The organism is Weizmannia sp. CD-2023, assembly GCF_036225245.1.
Classification (GTDB): Bacteria; Bacillota; Bacilli; order Bacillales; family Bacillaceae_C; genus Weizmannia; species Weizmannia faecalis.
Map to the genome: position 1 here is coordinate 1 of NZ_JARTJQ010000070.1, position 25,917 is coordinate 25,917.

A 25,917-nucleotide genomic window follows, 5' to 3' on the forward strand; every position below is an offset into this window, starting at 1 on the left:
TCATACGTCATCAAAATGGCAAAATCAACGATGGCCCCGTGTGCGCCGTAATCGTGGGCTTCGTAAAGCAGGCCCGGCTGCGTGCCGGAAATTTTCGGCGCAAGCGCAGTCGAGACGAGCAGGCCTTCCGGGCGGAACCGGCGGGCGACGCGCCTGAGAAACGCCGTATAACGGTCGCGGTCTTCCGGATACACATATTCAAAATCAAAATTGACGCCCCGGTACCCTTTTTGCCGTATCGTGGCGAGAAGATTGCTGATCAAAGTTTCCTGCAATGCTTCATTGCGAAGCAGCCGGGCAGCCAGATCGGAGCTGAATCCTTCCGAGGTGAAATTGGCCAGGATTAAAAGCGGAAGGACACCGTTTGCTTCCGCTGCCTGAAGGACGGAGCGGTCGTTGAGCGGCGTCAGGCTGCCATCTTCACGGAACGTATGACGGAAAGGGGACAAGTACGTAAAATAAGGCCCAAGCTGGTAAACTTCAGCGGTGCCCGCAGCGCCGAACCCGGTTGTATAGGCATTGACTTCTTTCACAGGGCGGCGGGGTGCGGGTATACGCAGCACCTGGCCGGCGGAAAGAGCCGTGCCGGGAAGCCGGTTCGCCTGCATAATGGCCCCCATGTCCGCCCCGTAAGTACGGACAATGCCGTACAAAGTTTCACCCTGTTTTACCGTATGGTTCCGGTAGGGGATAAAAAGCACCTGCCCCGGAAAAAGCGAGGCGGGATTGCGGAGCTGGTTGGCGTTTATAAGCGCTTGGGCCAAAACGCCGAGGCGTGCGGCGATTGTGCCGAGCTGGTCCCCTTCCTGGACGATGTACTGAAAGAACCGGTCAGGAATGACAAGCGCCTGGCCGGGGACGAGCGGGGATGATGCAGTTAGCCCGTTTGCCAAAAAGAGCTGGGCAAGATCGGCATCGAGGCGGTTTGCAATCCGCCAAAGGGTATCGCCTTGCTGTACGGTATAGATTTCCATCATGGACACTCCCTGTTTTGATAGGCTCCTATACCATATTCAGCAACATGGGCGGACGTTCGCAAAAAATGGCATTAAAGCTTACGGGACGCCGCCATTTTTTCAAGAAATTCGTCAATCACCTGTTCATACTGTTCGCGGTTTAAGTTGAGCGACTGGGCGTGGGCGCCGTTTTCGGCAATAAACAGCTGTTTCGGCCCTTTTTTCTTTTCATAAAGCGCTTTGGTCATCCCGGGCAGAATGTAGTCGTCCTTGGCGCTGTGGATAAAGAGGACCGGCTGTTTGATCCGGCCGACTACATCAATCGGCGACACACGGCGGAGCGAGTAGCCGTCGCGGATGCGGACAAAAAAATCGGCAAGCGGAAAAAACCATTTTCCGGGCAGCCGCGTTTCCCGCGTAAATTCCCGGATCAATTGCGCCCGGAACGAGGAAAACGGGCAGTCGGCGATGTAAAAATCGGCGCGGCCGCAAAGCTCGCCGGCATACAGCAGGAGCGTGGCGGCGCCCATTGATTCGCCGTGAATCCCGAAAAAGATGCCGTCCCCTTCGCGCCTGAGAAGTTCATCCACCACCGCTTTTAAGTCATGCTTTTCATAGTACCCGTAGCTCGTTGTACTGCCGCCGGATTCCCCGTGGCGGCGGTGGTCGTAGAGGACAGCGTTAAAGCCCCGCTTCAGGAACAGGTTCATATATTTAACGGAATTCATTTTGTTTTCCGTCACGCCATGGCAAAAAATCATCCATTTTTTCGACTCGGGGAACGGTTTCACAAAAACCGATTTGAGCTTGTAACCGAATGGGGACGGAATCAAAACTTCCTCTTTCGGCAATGATTCGTACGCTTTAAGATCCAGCCTTTTCGCGGCCACTTCTCGGCTTATGACGAGGCTGTCGTCTTTTTTTCGGATATGCATCACCCGCTCTGACATGTAAAAGCCGAGCCCGCCTGCAGCAAGCGCCGCCGCCGTGGCGGGCAGGGAAAACCATTTTTTCATCAAAATCCCTCCGCATGTTGAAGTAAAAAAGGATGCCGGATGCGCTTTAATAAGCGGAAAGAAAAAACCGGCGCAAGTTTCCGGTTGCGCCGGTTTTATTTTCAGGCTCCTGCCGCTTTTCCGGATGGATCTTTGTTTGAAAGCGGCAGCAGGCTTTCCGTCCGCCGGCCCGGTCTGTTGCCGTTTTGCCCGTTTTGGTCAGGACGCCCCGGCATCCGGCCCCGGTCCTTTCAAGTTCATTAGTTTTTGTTTCAGTTCGTTTTCCATCGTCGCCAGTTCCTGTTCGGCCTGGAACCGCCGGGCTCTTCCTTCCTGCTGGATGCGCAGCGTTTCTTCGAGCGTTGAAATCAGGCTTTCCTGCGTTTTTTTCAACGTTTCAATGTCGACAAGGCCGCGCTCATTTTCCTGCGCCGTTTCGATCGTGTTCGATTTCAGCATTTCGGCATTGCGCAACAGAAGTTCATTGGTCGTTTTGGACACTTGTTTTTGCGCTTCGACCGCATGGCGCTGGCGGATGAGCGTCAGGGCAATCGCGATCTGGTTTTTCCATAGCGGGATCGCCGTCATAATAGAGGACTGGATTTTTTCAGCCAGCGTCTGATTTGTGTTTTGAATCAGTCGGATTTGCGGCGCGCTTTGGATCGTGATTTGCCGGCTTAATTTTAAGTCGTGCAGCCGTTTTTCAAGCCGGTCGGCAAACTGGATCATGTCGTTGACTTCCTGGAAGGCCATCTGGTCGCCGGTTGCTTCTGCTTTTTTCCTCATTTCAGGAATCGTTTTTGTGTTCAGTTCCTCAAGCTTAAGCTCGCCGGCTGCAATATAAATATTAAGCGCATGGAAATAATCTTTGTTTTTTTCATACAGCTGTTCGAGCAGCTGGATATCTTTCAGCAACGTCTTTTTCGAGAGATCGAGCTTCACGCTGATGCGATCGATCTGCGCGCTTGTTTTCTGGTATTTTGAAAGCAGTTCCTGCACCGAATTGGAAATTTTGCCGAACATGCGGGAAAAGAAGTTTTTCTTTTCTGGGACAAGTTCTTCGGGATTCACCTGCTCAAGTTTTTTCATCAAATCATTTAAAATATCGCCGATTTCCCCGATATCTTTTTTCTGGACTTGGTCAAGCATGGCATGTGAGAAATTTAGCAGCTTCGATTGCGCCTGTGTGCCATATAAAATGACGGCCTGGTGGTTTGAAGGGTCAATTTGCTTTGCGAGTTCGTATGCTTTTTGCCGGTTTTCCTCCGGCAGCATGTCCACAAGGCGTGATGGTTTCGTTTCAGTGACAGGCTCCGCTTTCTGTCCCTCATCCGGCAGCATGGCGTCACGCGTGCCGAACGGATCGGCAAGCAGATCATCCAGCCCGCCGCCTGTTGGTTCCTGCCAAAGTTCTTTGTCTGCGTTCATTTTTTTGCACTCCTTTCATGCCGGGAAGGGGATTTGCGTTCGATGGTGTGCCTGGCGTATGCCAGTTCGTAATCGAGCTCATCCATATCCGTTGACAGCATATGGTACAGATCTTTCTCTGTTTCGCGTCCCAATTGTTTTAACGTTTCTTCCGTTTCCCGGATTTGCACGGCCATTTCTTTGTTTTTTACAGGCTGGGATTGCAGGAGGGCATATTTTTCCGCAAGCTCCGTCATGGAATCCAAATGGTAAAAATAAAAAGATTCAGCCTGATAGAAACGTTTCGGCTCTCTTTTGACCAGTGCCTGTATTTTCCTGATTACTTTATTCATATCGTAAAAAAGTTTGAACGTGCTAATGGAACGAACGGATAAAAAGGTTTTTTGCAATCGCCTGATTTTTTCGTCCGCTTCTTTCAGGTTTTTCCGGATATATTGATAATCTTTCCGCGTTAGCTGCTGCGCTTTCAGAAAACCCCGCAACATTTGCCACTTCACAAGCCGGTTGATCAGAAAGCCGCCGACAAGCGAAAGCAAAAGCGACAGCCAGAACAGATGGCCGGATGAAAAATAAATGACGAGAAAGAGAAGGATAACGCTAGAAATGGTTATCACGGTGCGAATCACCGTACCCATAAAAAATTTCATAATCGACACCCCTGATCACGATCTTGGTTGATTCGGCCATACGTCTTATACGAAAAGCAGCCCTGAAAAGATTCGAAAACCTTGCAAATTTCTTCTTTAACGCTACTATACCAGAGATCGCGCATGGATTTAAAGAGAGAAAGCAGCTTCCGGAAAATATTTTTCAGTCTGGGAGCCGGGTCGCTCATGAACGGACCTCCTGAGGGATGATGAAGCATTGGTAAATATATTATAATGAAAAAAGATGATAGAAGAAGGGCGGTGAAGGCCGTTTGTAAGATGCCCCCGGCTGCACTCGAGGCATGCGGGCTTTTTGCAAACGGCAGCAAATGGCAAAAAAGAGACAGGCACAACAAAAAGGAAAACAGGATGAGAAAGTGCAGCTGAAGGATGCGCTGCAAAAAGATGTGCTCGAAAAATTGAAACAGGCAAAGCAGGAACTTGCGGCAGTGGAAGTAGAAAAAAAGAGGGCGGAAGAAGAACGAAAAAGAGAAGAACGGAAGCAGCGCGAGCGGAACAAATCGTTTGCGGAACTGCTGGAAGAATCCGATTTGGACTGGAAACGATATAAAGGCTAAAAAAGGGGGCCATCGTACAGGCAGTTGTCTTGACACAACTGCCTGTACGATGGACTACGCCCTGATTTCCATTTGCCGTTTAAATCCTTCCTTTGCACGGGGGAAAACGGGATGGTTTCCGGCATAACCGGGAAAGGGCTGTTGGAACAAGGTAAAAAAATAAACAAAAAAGCAAAGAACGCGGTGCATTCTTTGCTGAAAACAGATTACCGATGCGCTTCGTATCGGTTTTGTTTGGTGAGCTCGCGCAGAAGCCGGTGCTCCTCCGGTGTAAGTGGCGCAGCGTTTACGGCTTTTGCATTGGCGCGCACCTGGTCCGGGGAACTGGCGCCGGCAACCACGGCGGCAACTGGAGGGCAGGCGAGATCATATTGAAGTGCAAGTTCAAGCATCGTCCGCCCGCCGGTTAAAAGCGTATTTTTGATTTTCTCAAGAAGGGCGGCGATTTCTTCATAACGGGTACCAAGATAACCGTCTGCCGGAATCTTTTCCGGCAGACCGCTTAAAATCCCTTTTGCGACCGGGCCTCTTGCGACAATGCTGATGCCGTTTTCGCCCAAAAGCGTCGTGATGGCCTCTTCCGGCCGCCGGTCAAGCAGGCTGTACTGCATCATGACGCTTGCGATGGATGACTTTTTCACATATTCGCGGATCACGTTCGGGCGGATGGAAGAAATGCCGTAAGCGCGGATGATGCCTTCTGCCTTTAATTCCTCAAACGCTTCGATCGTTTCGTCTATCGGGTCTTCAATCGTGCCGCCGTGCAGCTGGTACAAATCGATATAGTCCGTGCCGAGTCGTTTCAGGCTTTGTTTTGCCGCTTCTTTTATGTAAGCTTTGGAAGCATCCCAGCGCCACGTTTTGCCGTCTTCATTCCAGCGGTTTCCGGCTTTTGTGGCAATGACGACTTCATCGCGCACAGTTTTAAGCGCTTCTGCGACCAGTTTTTCATTCACCCCGTGGTCATAAAGATCGGCCGTGTCAAAATAGTTGATGCCTGCTTCAAGTGCGGATTCAATGATGATCCGTGCTTTTTTCGGATCCGTACCGAGCGACATGCAGCCGAGCCCGAGCTTTGAAACATATAAATCTGAATTTCCCAACCGGTTTTTTTCCATGTTTTTCTGCCTCCTTTTTTTTATTGTATAGAAGGGGCAGGAAAAAATACAAATATGGAGACAGCCCCCTTATGAGGAAGTTGTTTTTGCAACCCATTCGGCGACCGTTTCGTATTTTTTACAGTATGTTTTCAGCCGGTCGCGAATTTCCCATGCTTTTCCCTTCATGAGGATGCCTTTCGGATGGACGATGATGATCATCAAGCTTTCCCTCCCGGAACAGTCTGTTTTTTATGGTAAAATATATGTGTTAGTTTCAGGTGAAGAACAAAAGGAGCCGGGTAACATGCATAAATATAAATACGAAGAGAAAACATTGAAGACGGAAGAAATTTTCAACGGCAAAATTTTGCACGTGCAAGTCTTGGAGGTTGAACTGCCGGACGGAAAAACGTCGAAACGCGAGGTCATCAAGCACCCCGGCGCCGTCTGTGTGCTTGCGGTTACAAATGAGCATAAAGTGGTGATGGTGGAACAATACCGGAAAGCGGCTGAACGCGCGCTCATTGAAATTCCGGCGGGAAAGCTCGAGCCGGGGGAAGACCCGCTTGAAGCGGCAAAACGCGAACTGGAGGAAGAAACCGGTTATGCCTGCGCGAAATTAGAACCGGTAACCGCTTTTTATACTTCACCGGGCTTTGCGGATGAATATATCCATCTTTATGCCGGAACCGGCCTTGAAAAACTTTCCAATCCAAAAGCGGGCGATGATGATGAATTTGTCGATATTTTGGAACTGGGCATGGATGAAGTCAGGGAAATGATCCGGTCGGGGAAAATATGCGACGCCAAAACATTGGTTGCCCTCCAGCACTGGATGCTTGAAGAGGCGCGAAAATGAGTGTCAATCCGTACTTTGCAGATTTACACATCCACATCGGGCGCACAAAAACGGGGCGGCCCGTCAAAATTACGGGGGCAAAAAGCCTGACGCTTGAAAATATATTAAAGGCGGCCAAACAGCCGAAAGGGCTCGATCTCGTCGGGGTGATCGACTGCCATGTCCCGGAAGTCAGGGAAGAGATGAAGGCGCTTCTTGCAGCCGGTGAACTGGTGCAGCTTGATGAAGGCGGCCTCCTCTACCAGGGGGAAGTCACGCTGATTCCCGGGATTGAAATGGAAGTGTATGATGAAAACTGCCGTGGGCCGGTCCATCTGCTCAGCTATTTTCCGGATATGGACACACTCGGCAAGTTTTCCGCATGGTATGGCGGGCGCGTGTCCAATCCGCATTTAAGCACACAGCGGGTCCGCGCAGAGGCCCGGAAAGTGCAGGAAAAAACGAAAGAACTCTCCGGGCTGTTTATTCCCGCCCATGTATTTACCCCCTTTAAGAGCCTTTATGGAAAAGGTGTGGAACGGTCGCTAACAGAAGTGCTGGACCCGGATCTGATAGATGCTGTGGAATTGGGATTAAGTTCTGATACCACCATGGCTGATAACATCAGTGAGCTGCACCGCTATCCGTTCGTGACCAATTCAGACGCCCATTCCCTCGGCAAAATGGCAAGGGAATACCAAAAATTGATGCTGGAAACGCCGGGGTTTACAGGGCTGTTAAAAGCTTTGCGCGGCGAAGGGGAAAACCGGATTGCCGCCAATTACGGCTTAAACCCGAAACTTGGGAAATATTATACAACGACTTGCGCCAAATGCCGGAACCCTGTTTCAAACGGCCCATGCCCGCATTGCGGGTCGCGCCTGAAAACAAAAGGTGTCTCGGAAAGAATAGAAGAGCTGACAGACGCAAAAACGCATCCTGCCCGGCCACCCTACATCCACCAGGTGCCGCTTGATTTTTTGCCGGGGCTCGGCCCGAAAACGATGGGCAAGCTGCTGGACCATTTCGGGACGGAGATGAATATTTTGCACCGGGCGCCCGAATCCGCCCTGAAAAGCGTTGTAAAACCGCCGCTTTCGGAACTGATCTTGAAACAGCGTTCCGGGGGATTGGCGTTTGAGGCCGGCGGGGGCGGAAAATATGGCAAGGTAAAAAATCCAAAGCCGGAATAGTTTCGCTCCGGTTTTGGACTTTTTTCATAAGCGGCTATGTCCTTTCATAGATTAATAGCAAGTGCCAATCTTTTGAAGGAGGGGACACCGCTCATGAAGCAAGTTGCCCTGCAAAATCCTGTCAGCCGCCATATCCGGGAAAACTCCTCTATTTATGCATTTGTCATCGCGTTGTTCCTGATGGGCGTCATTTTTGGCGCCGTCATCGTCAACAGCCTGTCGATCGCACAGAAAGAAGACTTGTTTTTTTACTTAAAGCAATTTTTCGGACAAGTCTCAACCGGCAAACTCGCCGCGCCTGAGGACCTGTTCCGTTCAAGTTTCCTGCACAATTTGAAATTTCTCGGCCTCATCTGGCTGCTCGGTATTTCGATCATCGGCCTGCCGCTCATTCTTGTTCTCTTATTTTTAAAGGGGCTTGTCGTCGGGTTTTCGATCGGTTTTCTTGTCAACCAGATGAAATGGGGCGGTTTTTTGCTTTCGTTTGTAACCGTTCTTCCGCAAAATTTGCTGATCATTCCTTTGTTTATTTTCACCTCGGTGATGGCTGTCATGTTTTCCTTGAACCTGATCCGGAAAATTTTTATGAAACAGGCTGCCCACTTTGCTTTTTTTCAATTGTTTTTAAGGTATTGCACGGCGCTTCTCGCTGTTTTCATCGCATCTCTCGCGGCCGCCTGCATCGAGGCTTATCTTTCTCCGCAGCTGATGCAGGCCGTGATGAAGATGATCCATTAAAATCATTCTTAAATAATAAATGTTGTTTTTAACTGTTTATAATCATTTCATTTTGACTATTCCCCTTAATCTGCTATAATATCAGAGACAGCGGCAAGGGGGAGGAATCATGGAAGAAGCTCGTATTGATAGAATTAAGAAGCAATTGCATTCGGCCAGCTACAAACTGACGCCGCAACGGGAAGCAACCGTGCGCGTTTTGCTGGAACATGAAACAGACCATTTAAGTGCGGAAGATGTATACCTCCTTGTGAAAGAAAAATCCCCTGAAATCGGTCTGGCCACCGTTTATCGCACGCTGGAACTGCTGTCCGAACTGAAAGTGGTGGACAAAATCAATTTCGGCGACGGGGTGTACCGTTATGATTTGAGGCAGGAAGGCGCCGCACATTTTCACCATCATCTTGTCTGCATTGAATGCGGCGCGGTGGACGAAATTCAGGAAGATTTACTGGAAAATGTCGAAAAAGTTGTGGAAAGCCGCTGGAATTTTATTATCAAAGACCATCGCCTGACATTTCACGGGATTTGTTACCGGTGCCAGCAAAAAGAAAAGGGAAACGAAAACGGAAAAAACGAAAAATAACCGGCCTTTTCGCAAGACGAAAAGGTTTTTGTTATAACACCGCATTTTCAGCCGGTTGAATTTTTACATAAAAGGATGTATAAAACGGCGGAAGTCTGTCATAGCTTGTATGTAAAGCGATACAGAAAGGCGGGCGGGATATGCCGTGGCTGAAACTTTTGCTTCATGCGCTTAAAGTCTTCATTTTATTTTTATGCTGCACATTGTTGTTCTACTTTGCCCTGCTTTGGGTGAATCAGGAATATGAAAGCTACCACCGTTATGAAAAACCAAAAGGCGCGGCTGTAAAGGTGAGTGCCGGGGACCATAAGCCTGCCTGGGCAGAACGGCTGCTGCTCTTTTATATGGATGGGGAGTAATTGGAATGGAAGATCAAATCAAAGATTTCATGCATTTTATGATCGTTGAAAAAGGGCTTGCTGAAAATACGATCGCGTCCTATAAACGCGATCTGCACAGTTATCTCCGCTACCTGCAAAAAGTGGAGCTTGTTACATCCTGGAATGAAGTGACGCGGTTTCACATCCTCCACTTTCTGAACTTTTTAAAACAGCAGGGAAAGTCCTCGAAGACGATTGCCAGGCATGTCGCCTCCATCCGGTCTTTTCATCAGTTTTTGTTGCGGGAAAAATTTGCGGGCCAGGATCCGACTGTCCATATTGAAACCCCGAAGCCTGAGCGGACGCTTCCGAAAGTGCTGAGCGTTCAGGAAGTGGAAGCGCTCCTTGCTGCGCCAAAAGGGGATACCCCTCTTCATATGCGGGATGGTGCGATGCTTGAACTGTTGTATGCGACCGGCATGCGCGTCAGTGAGATGACCGGCCTTAATCTTGATGATCTGCATTTATCAATGGGATTTATTAAATGTATCGGAAAAGGGGACAAGGAAAGGATTATCCCGATCGGTCGCACGGCGTCGGCTGCGCTTGAACGGTATTTAAAAGAAGGGCGGCCCAAACTGGTTTCAAAAACGAATAGAACGGATGCCCTGTTTTTGAACCATCACGGCGCCCGTCTCTCACGGCAAGGCTTTTGGAAAATATTAAAGGCGCTTGCGAAAAAAGCCAATATTGAGAAAGACATTACCCCGCACACACTGAGGCATTCATTTGCCACTCATCTGATTGAAAACGGGGCAGACTTGCGGGCGGTCCAGGAAATGCTCGGCCATGCCGACATTTCCACAACGCAAATTTACACCCATGTTTCCAAAACGAGGTTAAAGGATGTTTATGCGAAATTCCATCCAAGGGCTTAAACCCGGCCGCATGCTTTTTTCCGGGCGAGCCGGGTTTGGCAGCACCCTGTTTCCGGGAATTATAAGGACAAAACTAAAAACAGATTTTTAAGGCGCACGGCGTAAAAACCGTGCGTTTTTTATTTGTCTGGCAGCCGGCATCCCGCGGATTAGAAGAAAGGGAATTTATCCAGTATAAAAATGGCGCAACTGGAAAAAATGATTTTATGCATATCTCCCATCGTGTACGGAGGTTTTGTTTTCACGTTTTATGATTTTACAAGTTGGAGGGTCATCATGAAGAAAATCATTGGTTTGGTTACCTGCTTCATGCTTGCAGCCGGCGTCCTTGTGCCTGAAGCGTTCGCAGCTGAAAAGAAAAATGAACTGGCGCCGGAAGCGAAATCCGCCATTTTAATTGAACAGGCCACGGGCGAAGTGCTGTACAGCAAGAACAGCCATGAAGAATTGCCGCCTGCTTCCATGACGAAAATCATGACCATGCTTTTAATTATGGAAGCGCTCGACAAAGGCGAAATCAAAATGGATGAAAAAGTACGGACGAGTGAGTATGCGGCATCCATGGGCGGATCGCAAATTTTTCTCGAGCCCGGCGAAGAAATGACGGTGGAACAAATGCTGAAAGGGATTGCGATCGGTTCGGCAAATGACGCGGCCGTTGCGATGGCGGAAAGAATTGGCGGAAGCGAAGAAGCTTTTGTCGACAAAATGAATGAGCGGGCAAAAGCGCTCGGTTTGAAAAACACCCATTTTGAAAATGTGACCGGGCTCCCTGTCAAAGGTCACTACAGTTCAGCTTATGACATGGCCATCATGGCGAAGCAATTGCTGAAACATCACGGCATTACCCATTTCACCGGCAAATATGAAGATTACTTAAGGGAAGGCTCCGATAAAAAGTTCTGGCTCGTCAATACCAATAAACTGGTCCGCCATTATCCCGGCGTTGACGGCCTGAAAACCGGCTTTACAAATGAAGCAAAATTCTGCCTGACCGCAACGGCAAAGAAAAACGGCATGCGTGTGATCGCCGTCGTTTTCGGGGCGCCATCAACAAAAGTGCGGAACGCCCAGGTTTCAAAAATGCTTGACTATGCGTTCAGCCAGTATACCTCCCACCCGCTGTACAAAAAAGGCGCGGCGCTTGACCAGGTCAAAGTGTCAAAAGGGAGCATGCGGCATGTCCGGGCGGTGACGAGCGAACCGGTATCGGTGCTGACGAAAAAAGGTGTCAAATTGTCAAATTTGAAAAAAACCGTGAAGCTCAAAAAAAATGTGCAGGCCCCTGTCCAAAAAGGCGATGAAATTGGAACACTGACTATCAGCCAAGACGGAAAGGTGCTTTCAAAAACAACGCTTGTTGCCGACAAAACGGTGAAACGTGCAGGCTGGTGGCAGCTGTTTAAACGTGCAGCGGGCATGTTTGTCCAGAAAGATTGATGTCGAATCCGCTTGGTTTCTGTTTTTTTAAAGCTTCTTTTGTCTCCCGGAAGGAAAAACGGGAAGCAAGGTCGAAATGACTCACTATTAACAGCGAAGGAGGCTTTAATTGTGAGTCTGGCAATTGACCTGGAAGTGAAAAAAGATGTCCTGTGCATCCGGCTGCAGGGGGAATTGGACCATCATACGGCTGAAAGTTTGCGTGCAAGTGTGACAAAAGCAATTGAAGAAAACGGCATCCGCCATCTTGTATTAAATCTGGAGCAGCTTTCCTTTATGGATAGCTCCGGTTTAGGTGTGATATTGGGAAGATACAAACAGATCAAGCAGAAAAACGGGGAAATGATCGTCTGCGCCATTTCTCCGGCCGTAAAAAGGCTGTTTGAACTGTCCGGCCTCTTTAAAATCATCCGCCTTGATGAATCGGAACAATACGCGCTGCACAGATTGGGGGTTGCCTGAATGAAAAATAAAATGCAATTGCAGTTTTCCGCGCTCAGCCGGAATGAATCTTTCGCCCGCGTGGCGGTTGCCGCTTTTGTTGCCCAGCTTGACCCGACGCTTGATGAATTGACCGAAATCAAAACGGTCGTATCCGAAGCGGTAACAAACGCGATTATTCACGGATATGAAGAAAACCCGGACGGAATGGTTTATGTATCGGCTGCCATTTATGACGACGGCACGGTTGAAATTACCGTCCGCGATGAAGGAAAAGGCATAGCGGATATTGAAGAAGCCAGGCAGCCGCTATTTACAACAAAGCCTGACCTGGAAAGATCCGGAATGGGCTTTACGATCATGGAAAACTTTATGGACGATGTAGAAATCAAGTCGCAGCCAGAATCAGGCACCATCATTCGTCTAAAAAAGCATTTGGCCTTGAAAAACGCCTTATGCAATTAAGGAGTCGTGCCGATGGATGCAGAACTGAAAAAGGCAGAAAAGAAAACCCGGTTAAAAGATGAGGAAGTGAAAAACCTGATCAGGCGCAGCCAGGAAGGGGACCAGGGGGCACGCGACCTGATTGTTGAAAAAAATATGCGCCTTGTCTGGTCGGTTGTCCAGCGCTTTTTGAATCGCGGATATGAACCGGATGACTTATTTCAAATCGGCTGTATCGGGCTGTTAAAATCGGTCGATAAATTTGATCTTTCGTATGACGTCAAATTTTCCACCTATGCAGTCCCCATGATCATCGGGGAAATCCAGCGGTTTTTGCGCGACGACGGAACGGTGAAAGTAAGCCGTTCTTTGAAAGAAACGGGCAACCGGATCCGCAAAACCCGCGATGAGTTAACGAAAAAGCTGGGGAGATCGCCGACCGTGCACGAAATCGCATCAGAACTCGGGATGCCGGTCGAGGAAGTCGTCATGGCGCAGGAGGCAGGCAAAGCCCCGTCATCGATCCATGAGACGGTATATGAAAACGATGGCGACCCGATCACGCTTCTCGACCAGATTTCAGACCAGAACGACCAAAAGTGGTTTGACCAGATTGCCCTCCAGGAAGCGATCAGAGGGCTTGAGGAGCGCGAAAGGCTGATTGTGTACCTCCGCTATTACAAAGACCAGACACAGTCCGAAGTGGCCGAACGGCTTGGCATTTCGCAAGTGCAGGTTTCACGGCTTGAAAAGAAAATACTTGAAGTAATGAAAGAGCGCATGGAGTTGTAAACGTGCGCTTTTTTGCTTTTTTATTCCCGGATGTGGCGTCCAACAGAAGCCGAAAATCATCCGGCAATGGAAAAAAGTACAGGAAGCGTGCAAAAGTCCGGCGAATCGCCTGATCATACGATACATACAGCATGAAACTGGTGCATGAAAATCTTCCAATATCACATACTACAAACACAACGTATGAAAGCAGGGGGTGAAGGCAGTGGATGAAACGATTTATTTGCGGCTCCGCCACCGTATTCGCGTCAATCCGGGCTTTACTGTAAGATTATCCCATATTGCCCAGATTCACGCGCCGTCCGGTATACAGGAAACCCTTTTGGACACCCCCGTCCAAACCATTTCCAAGGCCGACGGGAACACCGTTGTCATTGATATGATGAAAATTATTTCCTGTATCAAGAAAAAGATTCCGGACGCTGCCGTGTCTCCGGTCGGTCCGGCGGCAACGATTGTGGAAGTAGCCGCAAAAAAGAGGTACCTGCCGCTTTTGTTTTTTATATTGATTTGGATTTTGCTTTTTTTAGGCTCTGCGCTTGGGATTATCAATTTTCACGAAGATGTCGGCATGCGGGCTGCCCAGGAAAAAATTTATTATCTGATTACAGGCATCCGCGACAATACGCCGCTTATGTTTCAAATTCCCTATTCGCTCGGCCTCGGGGCGGGTATGGTAATTTTTTTTAACCATGCATTTAAAAAGAAATTTAATGAAGAACCGAGCCCGCTTGAAGTTGAAATTTTCAACTATCAGCAGGACATCGACCATTATATCCTGTTGAATGAGAATAAGGAGAACATGAAACATTTTGACCATCCTTAAGCAAATCTTCACCGTGTTTTGCGGGCTCGGCGGCGGGCTTGTGGTCGGCTGCGGGTATGTGGCTTTTTTAACGGTGCTTGGCATTGTGCCGCGGCTTGTCCAGCTGTCCAGGACAGAACGGTTCATCCAATCATACGAATGGGCAGTTGTATTCGGGGTGCTGTCCGGGACATGGTGGGGGCTTGGTGACGCAGGCGGCCGGCTTTCAGCAATCGTTGCGGCGCCTGTCGGGTTGTTTTGCGGCCTGTTTGTCGGCATGCTTGCTGCGGCGCTCACAGAAGTGGTCAATGTCATCCCAATTTTTTCCAAAAGAATTGGAATGGACGGGCGTCTTGCCGGCGCATTGATGGCGATCGTGCTCGGGAAGGTGGCTGGCGCTTTATTTCAATGGCTTTATTATGTAAATCATTAAGAAAGGAACAACCGGCATGGGGGAAAAACGGCGGGTGATCCTTGTCACGGACGGGGATGAGTATGCGAAAAAAGCAATCGAATGCGTCGCGAAAAAAATGGGCGGGCGCTGTATTTCACAATCATACGGAAATCCAACCCGGCTTTGTGGGGAGCAGATCGCGGACCTGATCCTCAAGGCGGCCGGAGACCCTGTTTTTGCCATGTTCGATGATTCAGGGGTGATCGGCCCGGGACCCGGCGAAGAGGCGCTCACTTTTGTGGCCGGGCATCCGCGCATCGAAGTGCTCGGCGTGATTGCGGTCGCATCGAAAACCCATCAGGCCGAATGGTCAAGGGTGGATGTGTGCATTGACAATACCGGTGAAATCACGCCGTACGGGGTGGACAAATTCGGCATTCCGGAAATGGATTTGAAAAAAATCAACGGGGACACGGTTTACAGTCTTGACCGGCTGGACGTGCCCATTATTGTCGGCATCGGGGATGTCGGCAAAATGTCGAAAAAAGACGATTATCATATCGGCGCCCCGATCACAGAAAAAGCGGTACGACTGATCTTGGAAAGGAGCGGGTTCAAGCATGGCTGAAACAGGCAGGAAAAGGCTGATTTCATCCAATCCGGCAGAAGTGGAAGCATTTTTTAAAAATAAAGTCGGACTTGGCATCAGTTATGATATTGGTGTCAGAAAAATCCAGGTCCTTGATACAGAAATCCAGCTGTACTATGTCAACGGGCTCACGGAAACGATTTCGATTATCCAAATTATGAGAGAACTGCTGAGATTAAATAACGGCAAATTTTCTTCCGGGAAAGTGCATGAGCTTGTTGAAAATTACATCGTCCATATGCAGGTCGAAAAAGTCAAAACCTATGATGAAATGGTCGATGAAGTGCTGTCCGGGCTGATCGCCATTTATGTCGAAGGAAAACAAGAAGCATTTATTATCGATGTTCGCAGTTATCCGGGAAGGACGCCGATGGAACCGGATACGGAAAAAGTCGTCCGTGGGGCGCGTGACGGTTATGTTGAAAATATTGTTATCAATACGGCCTTGACGCGGCGGCGGATCCGCGATGAGCGGCTGCGCTTTGAAATGATGAAAGTTGGCGAACGCTCGAAAACGGATGTATCGATTGCTTATATTGAAGGCGTGGCAGATCCCGAAGTCATCGAAACGGTCAGAAAAGAACTGAAGGCGATTGATATTGACGGAATTACGATGGCAGATAAAACGGTAGAAGAATTTATTTTGAAACAAAATTATAATCCTTTCCCGCTGATCCGCTATACGGAACGGGCGGACGTCGCGGCCACCCATTTGCTGGAGGGGCATGTGCTTGTATTGGTGGACACTTCACCAAGCGTGATGATTATGCCGACAACGGTTTTTCACCATATGCAGCACGCCGAAGAATACCGCCAGGCTGCAGCTGTCGGCACGTTTATCCGCTGGGTGCGGTTTTTCGGGATTGCCGTTTCTCTTTTTCTCCTGCCGCTTTGGTATTTAGTGGCGGTGGAACCGTCGCTTTTGCCGGAGCAACTGGATTACATTGGGCCGAATAAGCAGTCGCATGTCCCGCTTGTCCTTCAGCTTCTTATCGCCGATTTAGGCATTGAGTTTATGCGGGTTGCCGCCATCCATACGCCGACGCCGCTCGCCACCGCCATGGGCTTGATTGCGGCCGTTTTGGTCGGGCAGATTGCGGTTGAAGCCGGGCTGTTTGTTTCGGAAGTCATTTTGTATGTATCCGCCGCGGCGATTGGCACTTTTGTCACACCAAGTTATGAGCTGAGCGTGGCGAATAAACTTGTGAGAATGATTTTACTGATTATCGTAGCAATTTTTAAAGTCAAAGGCTTTGTGATCGGCAGCACCGTTTTTCTGCTGTTCCTCGTGTCCATCCGGCCGTTGAACACGCCGTATTTCTGGCCGTTTATCCCGTTTAACCCGCAGGCATTTTTCCAAATCCTGTTCAGAAGGCCGGTTCCGGGCTCCAAGTACCGCCCGAGCATTGTCCACCCGGTCGATCGCTTCCGCCAGCCGCCTGAAGCTTGAAACTATTGCAGAAAGCCTGTTTTTATGTTAAAGTTAGTAGAAAATTAACGCAAAAGCTCTAGGAAAGGGAGGGAAGCCTACCCCGGTTTATGCCGGGAAGGCTTCTCTCCCGATTGGCGGAATATTAGGTGGGGTTGAAAACATGAAGCATAACGGGTCGGTAAAGGTAAATGGAAAGGGGCATCTCGAAATCGGCGGTGTTGACACGGTAAGCCTCGCTGCCCGTTACGGAACGCCTCTTTATGTATATGACGTTGCTTTAATACGGCAAAGGGCCAGAGCGTTCAAGGAAACATTCCGGAAACTCGGCGTCAAATCCCAGGTTGCTTATGCCAGCAAGGCTTTTTCCGCCATTGCCATGATCCAGCTTGCAGATGAAGAGGGGCTGTCTTTGGATGTTGTTTCAGGCGGGGAACTGTATACTGCCCTTGCTGCCGGGTTTCCTGTTGAACACATTCATTTCCACGGCAACAATAAAAGCCGGGAAGAATTGGAAATGGCGCTTGATGCCGGAATCGGCTGCATCGTTGCCGATAATTTTTACGAGCTTGACATGCTGGAAAACTTGTGCGCTGAAAAAGGCCGCAAAGTTTCCGCGCTCTTAAGGGTCACACCGGGCATTGAAGCCCATACGCATGATTATATTTTAACGGGCCAGGAAGATTCAAAATTCGGTTTTGACTTGCAAAACGGGCAGGCGGAGGCGGCGCTGAAGCAGGTGCTTTCATCCGGCTGGATAAAATTGCTCGGGGTGCATTGCCATATCGGATCGCAAATTTTTGAAACAGCCGGCTTTGTCCTGGCTGTGCAGAAAATTATGGATAAACTGGACGAGTGGCATGCCAGGTACGGTTATTTTCCGGAAGTGCTTAACCTTGGCGGTGGTTTCGGCATCCGCTATACGGAAGAAGACCATCCGCTTCCGCCTGCTTATTATGTAGAAGAAATCGTCAAAGAAGTGAAGAAACAGGCCGGTTCCCGCCGCCTGCCGGTTCCCGAGATCTGGATCGAACCGGGCCGCTCGCTTGTCGGCGAAGCCGGGACGACGCTTTATTCGGTCGGGTCCCGCAAGGAAGTGCCGCATGTCAGAAAATATATTGCGGTTGACGGGGGGATGAGCGACAATATCCGCCCGGCACTTTATGACGCAAAATATGAAGCAGTGCTGGCCAACCGTCCGCTTGATAAGTGCGAAGAGACCGTATCCGTTGCCGGGAAATGCTGCGAGTCGGGGGATATGCTGATTTGGGATCTGCCGCTGCCGAAGACAGGCAGCGATGACCTTTTGGCCGTATTTTGCACTGGCGCTTACGGTTATTCGATGGCAAATAACTATAACCGGATCCCACGCCCGCCGGTTGTGTTTGTCGAAAACGGCAAAGATGAGCTTGTCGTAAAGCGGGAGACGTACGAAGACCTGATCCGCAATGATCTCCGTCTGCGCGTGCCGCTTTCTTGACAAATCCGGGGCGGAAAAGCGGATGGCACTTGTTTTCCGGACTTGCTTTTGGAAAATATTGTACGTGCCTTGTTTACTTTCTCTGAAATAGGAATATACTAATAAGTAAAGCGTTTGAATTAAATTGGATGATTACGAGGGATTCAGTATGTTAATTCGGTATAAAAAATCTTTCGATAAGATTGCAATGGGCCTGTTGTCCTTTATGCCAGATGAAAAAGATTTGAAAAAGCTGCAGCAAACAAAGCAATTGTACGAAACAGAAGACAAGTGGCAGCTTTTTTTATGGAAAGAGGATGATGACATTGTTGGCCTGATCGGGGTTGTACTGGATGGGGACAAAGTGGAAATCCAGCATATTTCCGTCAATCCGTCTTATCGCGACCAAGGAATCGGGAAAAGCATGGTCAAGGCTTTAAAACAAATGTATGAAGGAAAAGAAGTGGTTCCGAATAAATACATTGTTGACTTCTTCCATAAGTGTGCTGAAAAAGAAGACCTGTCCTGACCGGGTCTTCTTTTATTTCGGATACGGCAAAAAGGACCTGCCGGCATGATGCCGGAGGCCCTTTTTACGGTTACCAGATATACGCACTGCCGACAATGATCAACAAAATAAAAAGCACGACAATTAACGCAAATCCGCTGCCCCAGCCAAAACCGTCAGCCATGATAACCCCTCCCTCAACAGTCATTACATGGTATACTATGTAGGCGCGCCGGAACGTGTATGGACTCCTGCCCATCTGCGCGCTTTTGATTGGAGATACATACGTTTCAGGCTATACTTATTTTGACGCTTTGAAAAAGGAACGGTGTACAATTTTATGGAATATAAGGTGAAAATCGGCGCGTTTGAAGGACCGCTCGATCTGCTTTTGCATCTGATCCACCAGCTTGAAATCGACATTTACGATATTCCGGTTGCTGAAATTACCGAGCAGTATTTGGACTACATCCATACAATGAAAGAGCTTGAACTGGACGTCGCAAGCGAATATCTTGTGATGGCGGCCACGCTTTTGGCGATCAAAAGCAAAATGCTTTTGCCAAAACAGGAGCCAGATGAACCGGATGAAGATTATACGGTGGAAGAAGACCCGCGCGAACAACTTGTCGAGCGCCTCCTCGAATACAAAAAATACAAGGAAGCAGCCAGCACGTTCAAACGCCTTGAAGCCGGCCGCAGCGAAATCTTCACCAAGCCGCCGAGCGATTTGTCGGCGTATGCGTCGGACGCAGATGGAAGAAAAATCGGCGCCAATGTGACGATCTATGATATGATCGGCGCGTTAAATAAACTTTTGCGCAGAAAAAAATTGCAAAAACCGCTGTTTACCAAAATCACACGGCAGGAAATCTCGATCGAAGAAAGAATGGATGAAATTTTAAAACAGCTGGAAACGGCGCCGGGAAGCGTCCAATTTTACGACTTATTCTCTTTTCACGATAAAGAACAAATTGTCGTAACTTTTTTGGCTGTCCTGGAACTGATTAAGCGCCATCAAATTATGGCGGTACAGGAAGAAAATTTCGGTGACATTACCGTTGTAAGGAAAGAGGGGGATTGATATGGAAATCGTCCATTGGAAAGGCATCCTCGAAAGCCTGTTGTTTGTTGCAGGGGACGAGGGGCTTTCCCTGAAGCAAATTTCCCATGTAATGGAAATTGAAGAGTTTGAAGCAGTTGAAATTTTAAAGCGTTTAAAAGAACAATATGAAAACGACCCGGATCGCGGCATTACGCTCATTGAACTGGCCGGCACGTACCAGTTGGCAACCAAAAAAGAGCATGCGCCGTATTTAAAAAAACTGGTCGAATCCCCGAATACGAATACATTATCGCAGGCGGCACTTGAAACACTGGCGATCATCTCCTATAAACAGCCGATTACAAGAATTGAAATCGAAGAAATCCGCGGTGTGAAAACAGAAAGGCCGCTGCAGACGCTGATGGCAAAAGGGCTCATCCAGGAAGTCGGCAGGCAGGAAGGCGCCGGGCGGGCAATCCTTTACGGTACGACCAAAGAATTTCTTGACCATTTCGGGCTGAAAAGTTTAAAAGAACTGCCGCCGTTTCCCGAACAGCCGGAAGACGAATTTTCGCAGGAAGAAGCAGATCTGTTTTTTGAAAAATTCCATGAAGAAAAAGGCGAAAACGGATTTTCGCCGTGAAGAAAGCTTGCCCAAATTGGTGCAGGCTTTTTTCGTCTCACACATATTCCGGTTATTTCTTCCTGTTCCGTGCATAAACTTGTACAAAACGCGGTTTGGAAAAGCTGAAAAAAGGAGCTTCTTTATGAAACGGTACTTCCTATATGCGGCGCTTGCAGTGCTTGTTTTTTCGGCCCTTCCGCCCGGAGCGGCTGCTGCTGATACGCCGTCTGTGCAGGCAAAAAGCGCGATATTAATGGACCAGGATACAGGGCGGATTTTGTACGAAAAAGATGCATATGAACCGAGAAGCATTGCCTCGATTACGAAAATCATGACGGCGCTAGTGGCCATTGAATCGGGAAAAATGGACAAGGAGGCTGTCGTTTCGAACCGCGCCGTACGTACCGAGGGGTCATCATTGTATTTGAAACCGGGAGACAAATGGAAAATGAAGGATCTTGTTTACGGGCTCATGCTCCGGTCGGGAAATGACGCCGCCAATGTCATTGCCGAAAATGTCGGGGGCAGCATAGAAGGCTTTGTTTTTATGATGAACGAAAAAGCGAAGGAGATCGGCATGCATGACACCCATTTTGCTAACCCGAACGGCCTTGAAGACCCGGGTGGCCGCCATTATTCGACCGCTTACGATATGGCGCTGTTAATGAAATACGCGATGCAAAATAAAGAGTTCCGGAAAATTACCGGCACGAAATTTTACAAAGGCTGGCGGAACAAAAACCGGCTGCTGACTGAAAAGTACCGGTACTGTACGGGCGGGAAAACCGGTTATACGAAAGCGGCCAGACGGACACTTGTGACAACGGCGGCAAAAGGCGGCGAAAATCTCATCGCCGTTACCCTGAACGATTCGGATGACTGGGATGACCATATTGCGATGTATGAGTACGGCTTCAGCCAGTATGACAGGAAACGGATTGTGGAAGAGGGGCCGGTTGCCGCCGTCCGCACGAAATATTTGAAACAGCATGTTTATGTGAAACGGGATATCACCTACCCGCTTAAAGCCGGAGAAGAAGACGCCGTAAAAGTCGAATACCGGATCAAAAAGCCTGAAAATTCGTGGAAAGACCCGGAAAAAGTGCCGGAGACCGTCGGAAGGGCGATTGTTTATTTAAACGAAAAGGTGATCGCGAGCACGCCTATTTATTATCAGAAAACGCCGGTTAAAGAGAAAGAAACATGGCTTGAACAGTTCAAAGAGACATTTTGGATCCAATTGGGGCTGAAAAACAATGGTTAATTATATTTGGATCGGCATGGCCGTGATCGGGCTCGTTTTTGCGGCGGTAAATGGCAAGATGCAGGCGGTGAACGAGGCGATTTTTACATCCGCGCGCGATGCGGTCTCGATCAGCATCGGCCTGATCAGCGTTCTTGTTTTCTGGCTCGGGATGATGAAGATTGCGGAAGTTTCAGGCCTCCTTTCGAAACTTTCCCGCCTGTTCCGGCCGGTGATAAAAAAATTGTTTCCGGATGTGCCGGACAACCATCCGGCACTCGGCTACATCCTCTCCAATATGATTGCCAATATGTTTGGGCTCGGAAATGCCGCCACTCCGCTCGGCATTAAAGCGATGGAGCAGCTGCACGAACTGAACGGAAGGAAACCGGAAGCAAGCCGTTCAATGATCACGTTCCTTGCTTTAAACACATCCGGGCTCACACTTATTCCGGCAACGGTGATTGCCATCCGCCTGAATGCAGGTTCCGCGCATCCGACCGAGATTGTGGCGCCGACCTGCATCGCCACTTTTGCAACGACCATTGCCGCCATTTGCATTGACCGCTATTTTTACCACCGGCGGACGAAACGGAGGAAGTGATGTTTTTGAAATGGATCTCACTGATTTCAATTTGGCTGATTCCGGCAATGGTCGGATTTATCCTGCTTTACAGCGCATGGAAAAAAGTGCCGGCTTACGAAACATTTGTGGAAGGCGGCAAAGAAGGCATTAAAATTGCCTTTTCCATCATTCCTTTTTTAGTTGGCATGCTTGTCTCGATCACAATTTTCAGGGCCTCAGGGGCGCTCGATTTTTTTGTCGGATTTTTAAAACCGGCCCTGCATTTGCTCGGTATCCCATCTGAAGTCGTGCCGCTTGCTTTGATCCGGCCGGTTTCCGGCAATGCCGCTCTTGCCCTGATGGCGGATCTGATCAAAACATACGGGCCGGACTCGCTCATCGGGAGAATGGCATCCGTCATCCAGGGCAGCACGGATACCACCCTTTATGTTGTAACCGTTTATTTCGGGGCAGTCGGCATCCGGAAAATGGGGGACGCCTTAAAAGTCGGGCTGCTCGCCGATCTGTTCGGGATTATGATTGCGATTTTCATGGTGCTGTTGTTATTCTGACGCGGTAAAAGAAAAAACGGTTTCTCCGTCATTTCAGGGTGCTTGTTTCGCTCGTCCGGCTTTGCATTTTATTTACGTTATGCCATAATGCTTAAAGGATAGTTTAAGCAAAACAGATTGAGGTGTAACGGATGGAACGTTTGCAAAAAGTGATCGCACAGGCCGGTGTCACATCCCGGAGAAAAGCGGAACAGCTGATACTGGAAGGGAAAGTAAAAGTGAACGGGGAGACAGTCAGAACGCTGGGGACAAAAGTATCCCAGTCGGATAAAATTGAAGTGGAAGGCATTCCGCTTGAGCGTGAAGAAAAAGTATATTACCTTTTTTATAAACCAAGAAGGGTGATTTCCACTGTCAGCGATGACAAAGGGAGAAAAACGGTAAGCGATTATTTCCGCGATGCGGGTGCAAGGGTTTATCCGGTCGGCCGGCTCGACTACGACACGTCGGGCCTTTTAGTAGTCACCAATGACGGTGAATTTGCAAACCTTCTGATGCATCCGCGTTTTGAAATCGACAAAACGTATATTGCAAGGATTTCCGGCATTCCATCCAGGCAGGAATTAAAGCAGCTGGAAAAAGGGATCCGGCTAAAGGACGGCATGACTGCGCCTGCCAGGGCAAAACTGTTGTCCATGGACAAACGAAAAAAGAAAGCGATCGTCCAGCTTACGATCCATGAAGGCAGAAACAGGCAAGTGAGGCGCATGTTCGAACATCTCGGCTACCCGGTTGAAAAACTGCGGCGCGAAGCATACGGCATGCTGACATTAAAAGGATTAAACGCGGGCGAAAAAAGGGAGCTCACCCCGCACGAAGTCAAGACGTTAAGATCCCTTGCCGAAAACGGCGGCGCCTCCCGTAAATAAAAGCGCAAGTTAAGGGGCTTATTTTGTTCACAAAAACTTCAAAAAACAGCGAAAAAGGACAGAAAAATGTTATAATGTATGAGAGTTGTGTGACACTTTTGGACAGGGGGAGGAGCAATGTCACAAACGAAACAGAAACGTCTCATTTTCCGCGCCGCGATTCTCGCTGTTTTGGTATTGGCTGTCGGTTACACACTGTATGCAAATGCGACGAAGGAGTCGCGGGGAGCGCTTGCAGCGGGGGATAAGGCCCCTGATTTTATCCTGAAAGATTTGAATGGGAAAACGTACCGGTTATCTGATTATAAAGGGAAAGGTGTCCTTTTGAATTTTTGGGGGACATGGTGCGAGCCGTGCAAGAAAGAAATGCCTTATATGAATGAACTCTATTCGTCCTATAAACCAAAAGGCGTGGAAATTCTTGCCGTCCACGTAAAAAATACGCGCTTTCTTGTGGACGAATTCGTGAAACAGTACGGGCTTACGTTCCCGGTGCTGATTGATAAAAACGGTGATGTCCAGCATGCGTATCACATCGACCCCCTTCCGACAACCTTTTTGATCGGGCCGGACGGGAAAGTCAAAAAAGTGATCATTGGAAACCAAAACCTCTCCAAAAAAGACATTCAGGACATGATGGATATGATCAAACCATAACCGAGGAGAGAGACAATGAAGGATATAAAATGTGAGTGCGGACATGTGAATCCTCCCGGGACCGTTTTGTGCGAGTCGTGCGGGAAAGCGCTGACAGCAGAAGCGGAGGCGGCAGTCCTCCATGATATGCGGTATGAAGGAAGCGCGCGCAGGTCGCAAGTGTATAAAAAAACGCCGGTGGATAAAATCTGGAATTTTTTTTCGTCCGTAAAAACCGGTGTCTGGCTGATTGTCCTGACGTTAATTGCGTCAGCACTCGGCACTGTGCTGCCCCAGGCCGACTATATCCCTTCCAATGTCGACCCGTCCGAGTATTACGAGAATCAGTACGGCTGGTTCGGCAAGCTCTGGTATACGCTCGGATTTGATAACCTGTACAATTCCTGGTGGTATCTGCTTTTCATCGCCCTGATCGGCGTTTCGCTCGTCATTTGCAGCCTTGACCGCTTTATCCCGCTGCGCCGCGCCCTCTCAAACCAGAAAGCAGCGCGCCATGAAGGGTTTCTGAAGCGGCAGCGCCTGTACGTGAAAAAGGAAGGGGCCATCGATGACGCCGCTTATGCACAGGTCAAACACCGGCTTGAAGCGAAACATTATAAAATCCGCGAAGAAGGCGGGAACTTATTTGCCGAGAAAAATCGGTTTTCCCGCTGGGGGCCGTACGTCAACCATATCGGATTGATCATCTTTCTTTGCGGCTCTATGCTCCGCTTTGTTCCCGGCATGTATGTCGATGAACTGGTCTGGGTGAGGGAAGGAGAAAAAGCGGTGCTCCCCGGCACAAACGGGCAGTATGTGCTCCTGAACAAGCAATTCAAGCTGCAAGTTTACAGCAAAAAAGACAATCAAAATTTTGAATCGGCACTGAATAGGGTCGGCAATGTTGCGAAAAATTTCGAGACGGATGCCGTGCTTTACAAGCAGGGGAAAAAGCGCGTTTTAGGGGAAGACGCCCCGCTTAAAAAAGTGAAATTCTACCGCATCCAGGTCAATAAGCCTTTGAAATTCGGACATTACGCCGTGTATCAAATGGATTACAAGCTGGATGAATTCCAGGCGATGTCTTTTGCTTTTGAGAAGAAGTCGAATAAAAAAATATACGGCAAACTTAAAATTGACCTGTACCATCCAAAGGCGGAGTACCCGCTCGGAAACGGCTATAAAGTCAAGCTGCTCGGCTACTATCCTTCGTTTACAGGGTTTGCCAAAAACGGGGAGCCGCAAACGGATTCGTATATTCCAAACAATCCTGCTTTTCTTTTTAGCTTAATTTCGCCGGAGCATCCGAAAGGGGAAAAAAGCTTTGTTGCCATCCGTCAGACTGTGGAACCGCTCGGAAAAAATGACTACAAGCTGGCTTTTGCCGGGCTTGAAACGCGGAATGTTTCTGCTTTGGCCGTAAGAAAAGACGAGACGCTCTGGGTACTGGCCGTTGGGGGCGCGATCTTTATGATCGGGGTCATTCAGGGCGCGTACTGGAATCACCGCCGTTTCTGGCTGAAGCGGGAGAAAGGCGCCGTGCTTTTGGCAGCCCATACAAATAAAAACTGGTACGGGCTAAAAAGGGAGCTGGAATGGGTGCTCAGCGCATCCGGCATGCCGGCGCTTGTTGACAGAAAAGAACGGAAGAATCCGCAACAGGCCCATACGGCTTAAACAGACA

General features: G+C 48.9%; 32 protein-coding genes. 25 read left to right on the forward strand and 7 right to left on the reverse strand.

The genetic code is table 11. The annotated features are described in order from the left end of the window. From P9687_RS09695 to P9687_RS09710, 4 genes are all read right to left on the reverse strand, one after another. A partial coding sequence (locus tag P9687_RS09695; protein ID WP_328228891.1) for a LysM peptidoglycan-binding domain-containing protein occupies positions 1–974 on the reverse strand: 974 nt, incomplete at its 3' end. Between the two features lie 74 nt (positions 975–1,048). After that, a complete protein-coding gene (locus P9687_RS09700; RefSeq protein WP_046720761.1) occupies positions 1,049–1,972 on the reverse strand; it encodes an alpha/beta hydrolase in 924 nt (307 codons plus the stop codon). Positions 1,973–2,170: 198 nt separating this feature from the next. Continuing rightward, on the reverse strand, positions 2,171–3,379 hold the full coding sequence (locus tag P9687_RS09705) for a toxic anion resistance protein (RefSeq protein WP_061565209.1): 1,209 nt from the start codon (positions 3,377–3,379) through the stop codon (positions 2,171–2,173). Next, positions 3,376–4,026: a 5-bromo-4-chloroindolyl phosphate hydrolysis family protein gene (locus tag P9687_RS09710; RefSeq protein ID WP_014098097.1), complete on the reverse strand. Its 651-nt coding sequence runs from the start codon at positions 4,024–4,026 to the stop codon at positions 3,376–3,378. The genes P9687_RS09705 and P9687_RS09710 overlap by 4 nt, the downstream gene beginning before the upstream one ends. Positions 4,027–4,355: 329 nt before the next feature. Between P9687_RS09710 and P9687_RS09715 the strand changes: the two genes are divergently transcribed. Further along, positions 4,356–4,604, forward strand: a complete 249-nt coding sequence (locus P9687_RS09715) for a YqkE family protein (protein ID WP_026104517.1) — start codon at positions 4,356–4,358, stop codon at positions 4,602–4,604. A gap of 206 nt (positions 4,605–4,810) precedes the next feature. On the opposite strand, the gene P9687_RS09720 is transcribed toward P9687_RS09715, so the two are convergent. Then, positions 4,811–5,722: an aldo/keto reductase gene (locus P9687_RS09720; RefSeq protein WP_014098099.1), complete on the reverse strand. Its 912-nt coding sequence runs from the start codon at positions 5,720–5,722 to the stop codon at positions 4,811–4,813. 69 nt (positions 5,723–5,791) lie between these two features. Next, positions 5,792–5,923, reverse strand: coding sequence for a Z-ring formation inhibitor MciZ (gene mciZ, locus P9687_RS09725; RefSeq protein ID WP_014098100.1), 132 nt, complete (start codon positions 5,921–5,923; stop codon positions 5,792–5,794). A gap of 85 nt (positions 5,924–6,008) precedes the next feature. On the opposite strand from mciZ, the gene P9687_RS09730 reads away from it, so the two are divergent. The 16 genes from P9687_RS09730 (at position 6,009) to P9687_RS09805 (ending at position 18,699) form a co-directional block, all read left to right on the forward strand. Continuing rightward, positions 6,009–6,563 carry an NUDIX hydrolase gene (locus P9687_RS09730; protein ID WP_014098101.1) on the forward strand — a complete coding sequence of 185 codons (555 nt, stop codon included), beginning with the start codon at positions 6,009–6,011 and terminating at the stop codon, positions 6,561–6,563. Further along, positions 6,560–7,735: an endonuclease Q family protein gene (locus P9687_RS09735; protein ID WP_014098102.1), complete on the forward strand. Its 1,176-nt coding sequence runs from the start codon at positions 6,560–6,562 to the stop codon at positions 7,733–7,735. The genes P9687_RS09730 and P9687_RS09735 overlap by 4 nt, the downstream gene beginning before the upstream one ends. 93 nt (positions 7,736–7,828) lie before the next feature. Further along, complete coding sequence (spoIIM, locus tag P9687_RS09740; RefSeq protein ID WP_035188054.1) at positions 7,829–8,473, forward strand: stage II sporulation protein M; 645 nt, start codon at positions 7,829–7,831, stop codon at positions 8,471–8,473. A gap of 109 nt (positions 8,474–8,582) precedes the next feature. After that, on the forward strand, positions 8,583–9,059 hold the full coding sequence (fur, locus tag P9687_RS09745; RefSeq protein ID WP_013859565.1) for a ferric iron uptake transcriptional regulator: 477 nt from the start codon (positions 8,583–8,585) through the stop codon (positions 9,057–9,059). A gap of 140 nt (positions 9,060–9,199) precedes the next feature. After that, complete coding sequence (locus P9687_RS09750; RefSeq protein WP_013859564.1) at positions 9,200–9,418, forward strand: YqzK family protein; 219 nt, start codon at positions 9,200–9,202, stop codon at positions 9,416–9,418. 5 nt (positions 9,419–9,423) lie between these two features. Then, complete coding sequence (xerD, locus tag P9687_RS09755; RefSeq protein WP_014098104.1) at positions 9,424–10,317, forward strand: site-specific tyrosine recombinase XerD; 894 nt, start codon at positions 9,424–9,426, stop codon at positions 10,315–10,317. Between the two features lie 276 nt (positions 10,318–10,593). Next, complete coding sequence (locus tag P9687_RS09760; protein ID WP_014098105.1) at positions 10,594–11,757, forward strand: D-alanyl-D-alanine carboxypeptidase family protein; 1,164 nt, start codon at positions 10,594–10,596, stop codon at positions 11,755–11,757. A gap of 111 nt (positions 11,758–11,868) precedes the next feature. Continuing rightward, complete coding sequence (gene spoIIAA, locus P9687_RS09765) at positions 11,869–12,219, forward strand: anti-sigma F factor antagonist (RefSeq protein WP_014098106.1); 351 nt, start codon at positions 11,869–11,871, stop codon at positions 12,217–12,219. After that, on the forward strand, positions 12,220–12,663 hold the full coding sequence (spoIIAB, locus tag P9687_RS09770) for an anti-sigma F factor (RefSeq protein ID WP_014098107.1): 444 nt from the start codon (positions 12,220–12,222) through the stop codon (positions 12,661–12,663). Positions 12,664–12,675: 12 nt separating this feature from the next. Continuing rightward, positions 12,676–13,434, forward strand: a complete 759-nt coding sequence (gene sigF / locus P9687_RS09775) for an RNA polymerase sporulation sigma factor SigF (RefSeq protein WP_014098108.1) — start codon at positions 12,676–12,678, stop codon at positions 13,432–13,434. A 205-nt stretch (positions 13,435–13,639) separates the two neighbouring features. Continuing rightward, positions 13,640–14,260 carry a stage V sporulation protein AA gene (locus P9687_RS09780; RefSeq protein WP_014098109.1) on the forward strand — a complete coding sequence of 207 codons (621 nt, stop codon included), beginning with the start codon at positions 13,640–13,642 and terminating at the stop codon, positions 14,258–14,260. Beyond that, positions 14,247–14,672: a stage V sporulation protein AB gene (locus P9687_RS09785; RefSeq protein WP_014098110.1), complete on the forward strand. Its 426-nt coding sequence runs from the start codon at positions 14,247–14,249 to the stop codon at positions 14,670–14,672. Before P9687_RS09780 ends, P9687_RS09785 begins: the two co-directional genes overlap by 14 nt. Before the next feature lie 16 nt (positions 14,673–14,688). Beyond that, on the forward strand, positions 14,689–15,261 hold the full coding sequence (locus tag P9687_RS09790; RefSeq protein WP_014098111.1) for a stage V sporulation protein AE: 573 nt from the start codon (positions 14,689–14,691) through the stop codon (positions 15,259–15,261). Beyond that, positions 15,254–16,732, forward strand: coding sequence for a spore germination protein (locus P9687_RS09795; RefSeq protein ID WP_014098112.1), 1,479 nt, complete (start codon positions 15,254–15,256; stop codon positions 16,730–16,732). The genes P9687_RS09790 and P9687_RS09795 overlap by 8 nt, the downstream gene beginning before the upstream one ends. 142 nt (positions 16,733–16,874) lie before the next feature. Further along, entirely contained in the window at positions 16,875–18,191 is a 1,317-nt protein-coding gene (lysA, locus tag P9687_RS09800) for a diaminopimelate decarboxylase (protein ID WP_035184659.1), read from the forward strand. Positions 18,192–18,339: 148 nt separating this feature from the next. Then, the gene (locus P9687_RS09805; protein ID WP_014098114.1) at positions 18,340–18,699 is read left to right on the forward strand and encodes a GNAT family N-acetyltransferase; all 360 of its coding nucleotides are present in this window, start codon (positions 18,340–18,342) and stop codon (positions 18,697–18,699) included. 70 nt (positions 18,700–18,769) lie between these two features. On the opposite strand, the gene P9687_RS09810 is transcribed toward P9687_RS09805, so the two are convergent. Then, positions 18,770–18,862, reverse strand: coding sequence for a YjcZ family sporulation protein (locus P9687_RS09810; RefSeq protein ID WP_014098115.1), 93 nt, complete (start codon positions 18,860–18,862; stop codon positions 18,770–18,772). A 156-nt stretch (positions 18,863–19,018) separates the two neighbouring features. On the opposite strand from P9687_RS09810, the gene P9687_RS09815 reads away from it, so the two are divergent. From P9687_RS09815 to resB, 8 genes are all read left to right on the forward strand, one after another. Further along, on the forward strand, positions 19,019–19,762 hold the full coding sequence (locus P9687_RS09815) for a segregation/condensation protein A (RefSeq protein WP_017550482.1): 744 nt from the start codon (positions 19,019–19,021) through the stop codon (positions 19,760–19,762). A gap of 1 nt (position 19,763) precedes the next feature. Beyond that, positions 19,764–20,366 (forward strand): SMC-Scp complex subunit ScpB, encoded by a 603-nt coding sequence (scpB, locus tag P9687_RS09820; protein WP_014098117.1) that lies wholly within the window; start codon positions 19,764–19,766, stop codon positions 20,364–20,366. After that, on the forward strand, positions 20,332–21,612 hold the full coding sequence (locus tag P9687_RS09825; RefSeq protein WP_080666377.1) for a D-alanyl-D-alanine carboxypeptidase family protein: 1,281 nt from the start codon (positions 20,332–20,334) through the stop codon (positions 21,610–21,612). Before scpB ends, P9687_RS09825 begins: the two co-directional genes overlap by 35 nt. After that, positions 21,605–22,195, forward strand: a complete 591-nt coding sequence (locus tag P9687_RS09830; RefSeq protein WP_013859547.1) for a nucleoside recognition domain-containing protein — start codon at positions 21,605–21,607, stop codon at positions 22,193–22,195. Before P9687_RS09825 ends, P9687_RS09830 begins: the two co-directional genes overlap by 8 nt. After that, positions 22,195–22,728 (forward strand): spore maturation protein, encoded by a 534-nt coding sequence (locus P9687_RS09835; RefSeq protein ID WP_019720473.1) that lies wholly within the window; start codon positions 22,195–22,197, stop codon positions 22,726–22,728. The genes P9687_RS09830 and P9687_RS09835 overlap by 1 nt, the downstream gene beginning before the upstream one ends. Positions 22,729–22,859: 131 nt before the next feature. Continuing rightward, complete coding sequence (locus P9687_RS09840) at positions 22,860–23,597, forward strand: pseudouridine synthase (protein WP_035184663.1); 738 nt, start codon at positions 22,860–22,862, stop codon at positions 23,595–23,597. 117 nt (positions 23,598–23,714) lie between these two features. Next, complete coding sequence (gene resA / locus P9687_RS09845; RefSeq protein WP_035184665.1) at positions 23,715–24,254, forward strand: thiol-disulfide oxidoreductase ResA; 540 nt, start codon at positions 23,715–23,717, stop codon at positions 24,252–24,254. A 15-nt stretch (positions 24,255–24,269) separates the two neighbouring features. Next, complete coding sequence (gene resB / locus P9687_RS09850; protein WP_035184667.1) at positions 24,270–25,910, forward strand: cytochrome c biogenesis protein ResB; 1,641 nt, start codon at positions 24,270–24,272, stop codon at positions 25,908–25,910. Positions 25,911–25,917 lie beyond the last annotated feature (7 nt).